The following is an 11052-nucleotide window of genomic DNA, read 5'->3' as shown; positions in this document are numbered from 1 at the left end:
ATTGAATGAGCTTCATGGTGGTGATTTCGATCTAACGCAATTAGCGACGTTGCGCGACTACGATGAGCATGAATTCGACTTTCAGCAAGATGCGCGTAAAAAACACGACCCAGACAAATACATTGAGCGGCCTTATCGCCTATATCTCCATCATGTTTGGGCTCGTGCTCTCGATGCCGAGCTTTCATTTTGGTATCTCACGCTTTCTAGTTTGAGTTATCACCTGCTAGATGCGCTTGAGAAGTCTGCACTCGATCTAGTAGATGAGCTAATACCCTATGAGCTGGTGCGGGGTGAAAACCATGGTAAGTCTGAAAGTGGTGGCTTTGTCTGGGATTGGAAGCGCAATGCTTATGGCAAGGAGCGTGAACTAGAAGAGCTACAAGATCGTGTTCGTGAATATCAAAGCACTCGTTATCATGTGTTGAATGATGAGTTTCATGATCAGCAAGCCTCTATCTATATGATTGAGAGAGACGACGACCCAAACGAGGCTTCAATGAGTATCGTCGTGAACAATGCTTCCGCTGCCCAGCAGGTGCGCTTTACGCATCTTCTAAAAGATTGTACTGCGTTATCTGAGTACGCTTTGGAGATTGAGGGGCTCAAACGACGAGAGGTTGCCCTGCAGGAGGCATTTATCCGAGAACAGTATCAGGATATTTGCGACAACTTCGATCCGACGGTGGTTAAGTTCAAAAAGAAATACAAAGTCGTATTTAGTTCAGAAGCTTTGGATGACTTGGATCAAATCTTGTCGGAAGAAGCGGACCAAGAAGATAATGATGATAAAAAGGATTAGGTAGGGAGTCGCTGATGACTAAACAGAAAATAATCTATGTCGACATGGATAACTGCTTGTGCGACTACACGACTTCCTACGTTCGCTATAAGAAACAATACCCAGATGTCGAGTATCCCCAAAGTATCCCTGGTTTGTTTCTTGGTTTAGAGCCCATGCCAGGAGCACTTGAAACGGTGAAGTGGCTGCACGGGCAAGAGGGTTTCGACGTATACATACTTTCGTGCCCTTCCGTGATGAATCCCGATTCTTACTCTGAAAAACGACAGTGGGTAGAAAAGCATTTGGGAATGGAGTTTGTGAGAAGGCTCATCCTTTCTCCTCATAAAAACCTGAACAAAGGCGACTATCTAATCGATGACCGATCGTCAGGCCAGGGGCAGGATCGATTTGAAGGTGCGCACATTCACTATGGATCAAGTGCTTACCCGGACTGGAAAGCAGTAAAAGGCTTCTTTGAGCAAACTCTCGAGAATCCAGATCGAGATAAATTTGAAGTTCTAAATGAGAAGATTCTCTGCTTTAGGGCGTTCGATTTGCGCAATCGTTTTGAAGAGCCTTTCACTACATTTAGAGAGGCTCTTGAGGCGCTGCAGTCCGATGTCGCGTACTTACCTGAGATGGCGGGCAGTATTGTTTGCTACTTCAAGAACGCAACTTCAATAGAAATCCCCGAGCATTTTTACATTGAGGCTAAACCCCATTTTTCTTCACGAGAAAAGGCCGTTGAATGGCTTCAAGAGCGCAAACAGAAACATGACAACGGATCATTAGGTGGTGCCTTTGGAATAGTTATCGCAAATCCTAAAGACACGTTCGAAAAACAACTTCAAGATGCCTTGGCGCATAAAGATTATCGAATTGTTGATGCGACCAAGAACGACGAGATTTGCGAGGCTGTTATGAGTTGGTTGTCCAATACGAAATAAATTGAACAACATAATTTGAATTACTGTGATTACCAAGGCGTCTGACGGTATAAGTACTAAGCAACTTTGCCACTAGGGTTCCATCAGCATAAGATATGAACCATATCAGGCAAACCGAGAACTAGAGACAAAGCAGCCATAAAAGACTCCTCTCGCGATAGCGTTGCAACGGAGCATGACTTACCCGTGTTTTCGTCCTCTACTTTGTGTGATTCATAGACATCCTTTCACTATCGTTGGGTGTTATGAATAGAGAAATACTGCAAAGATTGCAGAGGGTTTGCCTCTATGAATAGTCTGGTGATGCTGACTTCGTTTGTCAGCGATGCGGCATATCCAGACCGACATTGAGGAAGTGGTGGCGCAGGTATCAGGCCGACGGTGAAGAAGGCTTGCAGAGTAACAGCAGACGCCCCCACTCCTCGCCAAACGCTAAGATAAACACATATATGGAGAATCTAATTCTAGATCTCAGAGCGTCTCGCAATCTTGGTGCCAGGCGTCTTCTGAGCGAGTTGCTGCGGCTTCATGAGATTTCCCTATCGCTTGCATCGATCCATAAAGCCCTCACAAAATACTAAGTAAAACCAGTCAAAAAGTATCGCAAGAAGTCAGATTGCATCAGATATGAACGGGCAATTCCCGGTGATAGAGTTCAAATGGATACCTGTAAGATCGGCCCTGACTTATATCAATATACATCTGTGGATGATTGCACCCGTTATAGGGTTTTACGCCTCTGCAGTCGCCAACACACTCGACTTCATTGATGCTGTTACTGAGGAAATGCCATTCCCGATTCAGCCTATTCAGACTGACCGAGGGCGGTAGTTCTTTGCAGTCAAAGTACAAGAAAAACTGATGGAGCTTGGGATTAAATTTCGCCCCCAATAAACCAGCATCACCACATCTTAACGGAAAGGTTGAAAGATGTCAGAAAACAGACAAAACAGAATTTTACGCAACCATTGATACCGCATCAGAGGATATCGGTAGCCTGTTAGTTGAATGGCAACACTACTACAACTGAGATCGCCCTCATGGGACCCACAAGGGCAAAACCCCAATGGAGTGCTATCTCGAATTAAGTGAGCAGACCCCGCTTTCTGAAGAAGCTTACGCAGACTATCAGCCTACAAAAGAGCGTATACAAGAAGCCAATTACAAGTTAGATTTGGAATTGGTCAGATTGAAACGATCTCTATGACTCACACATCTACTTCGAGCTAGAGGCCAGAAGCTTTGTTTCCTTCGCTCTATCTTCCTTACGTACTAGCAGATAACGCCCGTTGCTCATCAACTGCAAACGTTGTAATGCATGAATTAATATATCATTCAATAAAACGCTGAGAACAATTTTTTGCGGGCTCGCTTTCTGAAAAGTTTACCTTTCAAAAAGATAATGTCGCTAGGCTTAAGGATAGAGGTCGTAATGAGTGATGTTAGCAAACAATGTAGGCAAGTGTTTTGCCGCCAATTTAAATAGGTACCCTTGATCTTTCGCTCCACCAGTTGGCGTCTCGCGGATTAAATAATGAACTGTCATCGCTCCAGACTCTAGAAGTATTGGTAAGACAGCTGAATCGGTGCCAGTCGTGTGTGTTACGCTCTTGTACCAAAACTCTTCAGACGCCCCTTTTCCTTTTGTCTCAGCTGCAATCCACATTGTTTCCTTGTGTTTTTCTTCGACTCTTTCCACTAGTTTGTCCATCATCCAAATTACATCCTTTTCCTTTTTATTTTGGTTGAGTGGGTCGGGAACATATATTTGAGCCAAAGTATCGTTGTTATCTTGAAGCGCTAACTGCAAGCCGTATGAATTAGGTTTGATGCACGAGATTTCATGGAACAGCTGGCGCCGCTCCTTTTGCGGATTAAACCTCCCATGTTTATCTAAAATATCCTTAGATCCTTTCAGGTTACTCATTGACCAATTAGGTACTTGCGAGAATACCGTAGTTTGTTTGTTGGTTTGCTTTCTGGCTCTGCTTGTCTTTAGTTCAATTCCTCTAAAGTCCGGCGCTTTCGAGCTATTTGCTTCGATTCCTAGCAGGCTCTCTAAAGTGAAACCAACACCTGTATCCCCGCGACGCATCGTCGGTATAAACTGTCTGGCCGAGATGTCTGAGAGCATCTCTAGCAACTCTCGAGCATCTTCCGATATGTCTTTGCTCTTGATCGGGAACCACTGGCAAAAAAGGCGATTCGACTCGTCAAATAAAGTTCTAAGGTCGGTTCTCGTGCAGTTGATTGCTATCAGGCTGTCTTCAAATACGCAAAGCGCTATTAGATCCCCAGAAGAGGCGAATTTTTTGAGGTTGTATACCCAAACTCGCGGATCTCCATTCTTAGAATTAGGTCTGTACAAAGAGGTTTTAGTATCGAGTACTTTGTCCTGATGGATCAAAAGCGTTCTAATCTCCTTTTTATTCTCCGTACCTTTTAACTGCTTGTCATAGTCATGAAGGTTTTGTTTTAGGAAAAATCTGCGAAGCCCTTCGTGCGCGTCCATAATGGATTTTTTCAAGCCGGTCTCTGTAGGTACCAAAAAACCTACTGGTACGCCGCGCTCCTTAAACTTCTCTAGAGTAGCTGCAACGTCAATGTTCGAGAGTGAGAGCATAAGGCTTCCTCGAGAGTTAAATAAGTAACGGGCACAGCCTAGATGCCCTGAGAATGGTAGAGATTTCGTTTGATACTTTAATGTTTAAGTTCTTCTAACTTCATCGCCCAATATTTTAGCCATACGAAGGTTGCAGCTGGCAATAGGAGGTCATATATAGCGTGCTTGAGTTTTTAATAACTTAGTCGGCCAATGAGATCCTCAATTACTTCACCAAGCGCCCTACCCAATAGTGGTGGGACGGCATTCCCGACTTGCGTATACTGGGGAACCTCAAACTTACGCATCTGTCCGCCGGTGGTGACTTTAGATCGGAAGGCAAAGCGATCCGGAAATGATTGAATGCGTGCCATTTCTCTCACTGTTAGCGTTCTCAGTTCTTTGTGATCGTAGTGACAATAGTCATCGGGTATAGAAAGTGCTGCAGGCGCTGGAGAGTCTGCTATTAATGCTTTTTGGGTTTGTTTCTTTGTACGATGTTCACGCAAGTAATCCTCGAGTTCTTTCTTTGTTTTAAAGCGCTCACTCTTGCCAGATTTTAGAAGAAAATTGAATTTAATTACTTGGTCGGCCACGTCCTCAGGAAGAAAGTCTCGCTTACTACTGAGAAACTCCTTAACCATTCGCTCTCCAAATGTGGAGCCCAGTCCTTGTAGTATTTGATATATGCGAAAGCGGCGTTTTACATGCTCACCATTATTTCTCAGCTCATGGTTTTCCATTTCATGTTCCGTGACAAATTCTGCAAATATATCATCGACCTCCTTTACGTACTCTGAACGCTTGTCCTCTGTGCTCTTCGTTTCTTTGTTCGACTGCTTTAAGTCATCAATCGCATGTTTAACGCTGTGGAGGTTGTCTTTGTATCTTATTAGCGGAGCGAGAAAGGATTTCTCAAACAGTTCACAATCAGGGAGCTTCTCGGCATCAAAGTATTTAATATCGCCAAATGCCACAGGCAGGCCATGGCTAATCTTCTTATAAAATTCCCATGAATCTTTAAATAGTGGAATCTCCTCTGGCCTAAGCTTTTGCTGCAAGCCGGGAAATATGTTTGCTCTAACCCCCAGCATAATAAAGCGGGGGCGATTCTGCGCGACACCTGCCAGCTTGGCATTAATGTGCAAACAAAGAGGAACATAGCCGACGGCAGCGAATGCTCGAGCTACTTCAAACCAAGCGTGAAATTTTTCGCCATTTTCATCTTTAAATGGTCGGAGTATTCCAGTGACGTTTTCCAAAAGAGCGAACTTAGGTTGTGTTAGTTCTACGAATTTAGCCATTTCCCAAGGAAGAGAATTACGCTCGTTATTGCGCTGGCGTAAGCCTGCCAAGCTAAAGCTTTGACATGGAGGTCCTCCGGATACCAGATCCAACTCTCCGTTGCCGAAGCAGCTCTTTAATTGTGCAAGGTGGTTAGGATTTAGTTCAAGAAATTGGTTGAGATCAACAATGCTTCCTACCACCAAAGAACCATTTAGATCTGAAGGGTTCTTAATATCACACTTACCTTGTCCATAGTCTGGAAAGTGATTCGGGTTCTCACGAAGACGCTTGCTTAGGTTGTCAAGAGGATGCGTGCTGCTAAGCCACTTTGTGCGCATAATTTCTGGTGCTGCTTCACCATTATTTAAAGATTTAGCTAAAGCTTCCAAGTTCTCGCCAAAGAAATTGTAAGCAAAGGTCTCTGCAGCCATAGGAGAAAGTTCATTCGCCATAATGAGGTTGAAGTTTTTTGACTTTAAGCCGAGTCCCAGTCCACCACAACCTGCAAAAAGCTCAATGTAATTCAATTGAAGACGCCTGAGTTAGTGAATAACAGCGAGTAATTTTAAAGTCAAACGAGAGAAAAGTCCAGGGTTCGTTTCAGGGTTGAGATGGTTCGGAAATCTTAAGAACAACCTCAGGCCTTTTGGTTATGAATCGTCATTAGTTTCTCAGAACAACTGCGGTTTTAAATGGGAGATTAAACCAAGGCTTGTGCGTCTAGTATCAATCAGTTGTTCAGTCAGACTATAGAACTTATAGTAGTAGTTAGAGATATTGATATAACCTGATACTAATCGTTTCGTGTTCTTCAGAGGTATTATTTGAAAACAATTCCAAGCGTCATCTATAGCCGAGATGATGAGCCAACCCCCAGAGGCGAAATTAAAGTATTTGAGCTATTACAGCGTTCCGCTGCCTTTCATCATGCATTGGCACTCCATTCGTTGAATTTAATTGGTAATGAACGTCAACAGATGTACGAGTTAGATTTTTTACTCGTTACTCAGAGAGGTTTTTTAGGCATTGAAGTCAAAGGAGCAAGGGTAGTTTGTAGAGATGGCGTTTATTATGTTGGTGGATCCGGCGGTTATAGCAAAAGAATTTCTCCTTATACTCAGGCTTCCAACGCCATTGATCAATTTCGTACCAGCTTGTGGCGTTACAACTTAGAAGAGTATAAGAATATGCTGTTCGCTAAAGCAGCGGTGTTAACAGCGAATCATCGACCCAATGAAGGTCGCGGAGACACGCCTGAGATGCCAGATATGGCAATAATTTATGCCGAGGATTTATTTGATGTCACGCGGTTTGAAGCTGCTCTCACACGAGCATTTGATTTCGCGGAACAGGCATTGGGTAAGAAAAAGACGCTAACCAATAAAGATATTGAGTTTATAGGTAAGAGACTACGACCATCATTTGATGTGGCAAGCTGCTCTGTCTCCGCGGTAGATGCAACGCTTGAAAAACAAGAGTCTTTTACGTCTGATCAGTATATGTGGCTTGATGTATTAGAGAATATGGATCGTGCGCTCATAGATGGTGGTGCGGGAACGGGAAAGACGTATCTATTGGAGCAGCTTGTAAAGAGAGAGTACGATAAAGGCCGAAAGAATTTGATTTGTACCGCCTCAGAGATGCTCTCTGAGAAGATAAAAAGTAACGTCGGCCATATGGCAATTACTGAATGTTTTCCGAAAGATGTGTCGGGTGATGCGTCTAAGTTCGATATGGTATTTGTGGATGAAGGGCAAGATTTGTTTAACGCCGATTTTGTTGATTATATCGACTCAAAACTAGAGTCCGGCTTGCAGGCAGGCCGTTGGCGTTGGTTCGCAGATTTTGAGAATCAACGAGGGGTCGGTGTTAAATTTGATCAAGAGATTTTTGAATACATCAAAGATGCCACGGGTAATTCAACGGTCTTCCCTCTGAGGCGAAATGTTAGAAATACCCCCAATATAGTTCAATGGCTCAAGCAAATTTGTAAAGCTCGTATAGAAGAGACGGAGAGCGCAGGAAGCGGTCCTGAAGTAAGAAGTGTCAAGCCCTCAGCGTTTTCAACAGTTGTCAGCGGAGCAGAGATAGATAGCCAGTTAGGTGCAATTGAAAAACATAAGCTCGTTCATTTGTACCTGAATGAGGATGCAGATGAGTACTCATCTGTTGCAACAAAGGCCGGTGTCCCTAGCCATTCGATAGAGAGCTTCAAAGGCCTTGAATCCCCTTTTGTGGTGATAACCGGGCTTGGTAGCGTAAATTCTGTAAGTGAGTTTCAGCAGATGGCATATAAGGCGGTTAGCAGGGCACGTTACCTAGCCCTCATCGTTGATGAAGGCAATATTGTAGACCTAAAGCTCAAGGCGGTAGATTTATGACTGGCAAGTCGACTCTAAGAAAGAAGGCTCTAGATAGATTCAATAGTTTTGTATTTGGCCCTGCGAATGGCGTCAACGAATTTATTGCAGGTAAGCGTGGACTGACATTGCAATATTTGACGGGCATCTTGTTCCCTCAAGGGGAGACAAGAGCGAACCTTAACCTCGATGGTGTAGAAGAAAACAATGGCGCTGATGTAGATGTAAATAGCGAGTTTTCGGGCGACACGGAAAACCCTTTGAGTATGGCCAATGAAAGCTTGCCTAGTTCGGTAGGCATTTCGTTTGTTCTTGGCGAAGGAGAAACGTTTAATGTAGATGTAGCCGGGGCTCGATACCAAAACGTATCTAGATCGAAAATACCGCTCTGTTCCGATGGTAGTTTCTGTGTTACGAGTGAACGGGCAAGCGGGTGCATGAAATGCAATCAGCACGGAGTTAATTGCGACTGTGAGGAGTGTGCTCCTGAAGGAAATACAAAAATATGGGAGGAAGGCTATTCTCGTTTTCCTCTTGAGGACCATGTTTCTGATTTAAAGCCGATAGACTCTACTAGGAAAGTTTTCGACGGGCTCTGCGAGCTTAGAATAGACGTTCGCCCTTCAATTGAAAGGCCCAAAAGTAAAGTCGTCACGGTGTCTTTGATAAATCGTCAAACGGTGGAATCAGATAAACAATCAGCCCGCAAGAGTGAAGTCGAAAAACGGGTGTTTCAGACAGAACTCGCGATATCTAAACAATTACCTTTTGAGCAGTATGAATCAGGCCATAGAGTGACTTCTGATTTAGAAGAGCAAATCTTGGCCTTACAATTTGCTCATCAAAAGACATTCGCCGTTGGTCATGGCGTCTCCGTAGGATGGTCGAATCCCACAGAGCCAAAGCAAATTTATATTGATTACATACCGACTGAATACGTCAATAGACCTTTGTTTGATCGTTTGGAAGCAAAGGGGAAAAGCTTTTCTGAACAGTCCATATTTGAGTTAAGGCGGCTTTGTGATCCTTCGTTAAAGTCGGAGTGTATTCAGGGGTTCAGGTCTCTCGCTAATCACTACGAAGATTGGATGAGCGATCAAGAAAATATGGTAGTTCATGGGCTCGAGGATGCGGGTTTTGAATTAGTTGATCGCATGAAAAGTACTCTAATGCGAATGAGAGCGGGCATCGACCTTCTTGAAGAGAAGACTGATTTGTACGAAACATTTTGTCATGCAAATCAGGCGATGTTGTTCCAAATGGCCCAAAGTTCAGGACTTAAAAAACTAAGGAATGATAGGCAGAGCGAGGGATTGAGTTGGCCTGTTCCTGCTTCAGAAGAGGTAGTGCCTCAAGCAGAGACGTTCGAAAGTATCGGACTGAATCCTAGCTGGCGGCCATTCCAGTTAGCATTTTTTCTCGTTTCGTTCGCCGGACTTGAAGGCGCAGAAAATGATAGAGACATTGCAGACTTGATCTGGTTTCCGACTGGCGGAGGTAAAACGGAGGCCTATCTCCTACTCGCTTCTTTTGAGATGTTGAGGCGGAGGTGCCGATATGAATCAAGCATATCTGGGGGCACGAGTGTTCTAGCTCGCTATACATTGAGGTTCTTAACGACGGATCAATTTTCTAGAATCTCCTCTCTCATGGTAGCCCTTGAAAAAGTTAGGAAGACATCCCAAGTATACGGTGATGAGCCATTTAGTGTTGGAATGTTTGTCGGAGACCCGACCTACAATAAGGTAGACGATGCGAGAGAAGATCTAGACAATCTGTTCGATTCAAGGGATGTTCGACATAAGATCATTGTTTCAGAATGTCCTAATTGTGGTACGGATTTGTTGCCTCCTCCGAACAGTGACCCTGATAGAGACGCTCACCTAATGGGCCCCAGAATTTCGGGAAGCACATTGCAGATTTTTTGTACAAATCGAAAGTGCACGTTTTCACACCAAGCTCTGCCTCTAAAAATTACGGATCAAGATGTTCTAAATAATCCTCCGACGTTTCTGCTCGGCACGGTCGATAAATTTGCGAACTTAGCTACGAAGCAGCAAATGGTCTCTCTTTTGGGTGTTAATCCGGGAAATGGAAAGGCCCAGAGAATTCCCCCCAGTTTGATTATTCAAGATGAGCTGCATCTCATCTCGGGCCCCCTCGGCACTATAACGGCCGTTTACGAAGCTGCTATCGATACTGTTATCCGCAGAGGTTATGAGGAGCTTGGTTTTCAGGGCATGTCAGCAAAATATGTCGCTGCAAGCGCAACTGTTCGGGATGCCGAAAAGCAAGTTCAACGGTTATCAGCGAGAAAGACAGCTGTATTTCCTCCGCAAGGTATAAGCTCCAAAGACTCATATTTTGCGAAAGAGGACTCTAACGATGATACGGCTCGTCTGTACGCCGGAGTTATGGCTCAAGGCTTGAGCTCGACTACAGCCGCGCATTGGGTGCTAGGTGCTGCATTACAAAGTGTGAGGCGAGAAGCAGATGAGTCTGGTTCAAAGCAGCAGTACGATTGGCTATGGACTCTTCTTGCTTATAGTAATTCGAAACGGGAACTAGGCCTTATAAATGCTGCTGCCTCGGATGAAATATTAGCGAGAATGCGAGTGTGTGAGGCTGTGTCTGGTGGCGATCAAGACTCTGTACAGGCGCCCCGTAAAGAGGAAATAAGTTCGGATGCAGTAAAGAATATTGCTCAGACCAGATCGGCTTTGCTGGTTCCGGTCTCTGATTCGGAGCAGACTGATGTAAGAGAGTTTGTCCCTTGTACAAATATGATATCTGTAGGGGTGGATATAGATCGTCTTGGATTCATGGTTGTTAATGGTCAGCCGAAAACAACAGCAGAATACATTCAAGCATCGAGCCGGGTAGGGCGAAGCCCTGAGTCACAAGGGCCAGGTCTAGTCGTCACCCTATACTCGCCAGCTAAGCCGCGAGATAGAAGCCACTACGAGCGATTCAAACACTACCATGGTTCTTTATACAGATTTGTTGAGCCGACGAGTATTACGCCTGGGACGAAGCCTGCACTTAAGCGAGCATTGCATGCGGCATTTGTTA

General features: G+C 44.4%; 6 protein-coding genes and 1 pseudogene. 5 read left to right on the top strand and 2 right to left on the bottom strand.

What is annotated here, in order from left to right; all coding sequences use genetic code 11:
• The 3 genes and pseudogenes from A3750_RS26100 to A3750_RS24920 form a co-directional block, all read left to right on the top strand.
• A partial coding sequence (locus tag A3750_RS26100) for a hypothetical protein (RefSeq protein WP_197475002.1) occupies nucleotides 1–802 on the top strand: 802 nt, incomplete at its 5' end.
• 14 nt (nucleotides 803–816) lie between these two features.
• On the top strand, nucleotides 817–1731 hold the full coding sequence (locus tag A3750_RS24925; RefSeq protein ID WP_082873267.1) for a hypothetical protein: 915 nt from the start codon (nucleotides 817–819) through the stop codon (nucleotides 1729–1731).
• A gap of 245 nt (nucleotides 1732–1976) precedes the next feature.
• Nucleotides 1977–2938: pseudogene (locus tag A3750_RS24920) on the top strand (IS481 family transposase).
• A gap of 207 nt (nucleotides 2939–3145) precedes the next feature.
• On the opposite strand, the gene A3750_RS11385 reads toward A3750_RS24920, so the two are convergent.
• Both A3750_RS11385 and A3750_RS11380 read right to left on the bottom strand, forming a co-directional pair.
• A complete protein-coding gene (locus tag A3750_RS11385; protein ID WP_197475001.1) occupies nucleotides 3146–4258 on the bottom strand; it encodes an MvaI/BcnI family restriction endonuclease in 1113 nt (370 codons plus the stop codon).
• Between the two features lie 269 nt (nucleotides 4259–4527).
• Complete coding sequence (locus A3750_RS11380) at nucleotides 4528–6147, bottom strand: DNA cytosine methyltransferase (protein ID WP_068548276.1); 1620 nt, start codon at nucleotides 6145–6147, stop codon at nucleotides 4528–4530.
• A 297-nt stretch (nucleotides 6148–6444) separates the two neighbouring features.
• Here A3750_RS11380 and A3750_RS11375 point away from each other — a divergent pair, with 297 nt between their 5' ends.
• Together A3750_RS11375 and A3750_RS11370 are read left to right on the top strand one after the other, a co-directional pair.
• On the top strand, nucleotides 6445–8001 hold the full coding sequence (locus tag A3750_RS11375; protein ID WP_068548275.1) for a nuclease-related domain-containing DEAD/DEAH box helicase: 1557 nt from the start codon (nucleotides 6445–6447) through the stop codon (nucleotides 7999–8001).
• A partial coding sequence (locus A3750_RS11370; protein WP_068548274.1) for a helicase C-terminal domain-containing protein occupies nucleotides 7998–11052 on the top strand: 3055 nt, incomplete at its 3' end. The genes A3750_RS11375 and A3750_RS11370, both read left to right, overlap by 4 nt.

Source organism: Oleiphilus sp. HI0079 (assembly GCF_001635105.1).
This window is presented reverse-complemented; position numbering and strand designations above follow the sequence as displayed.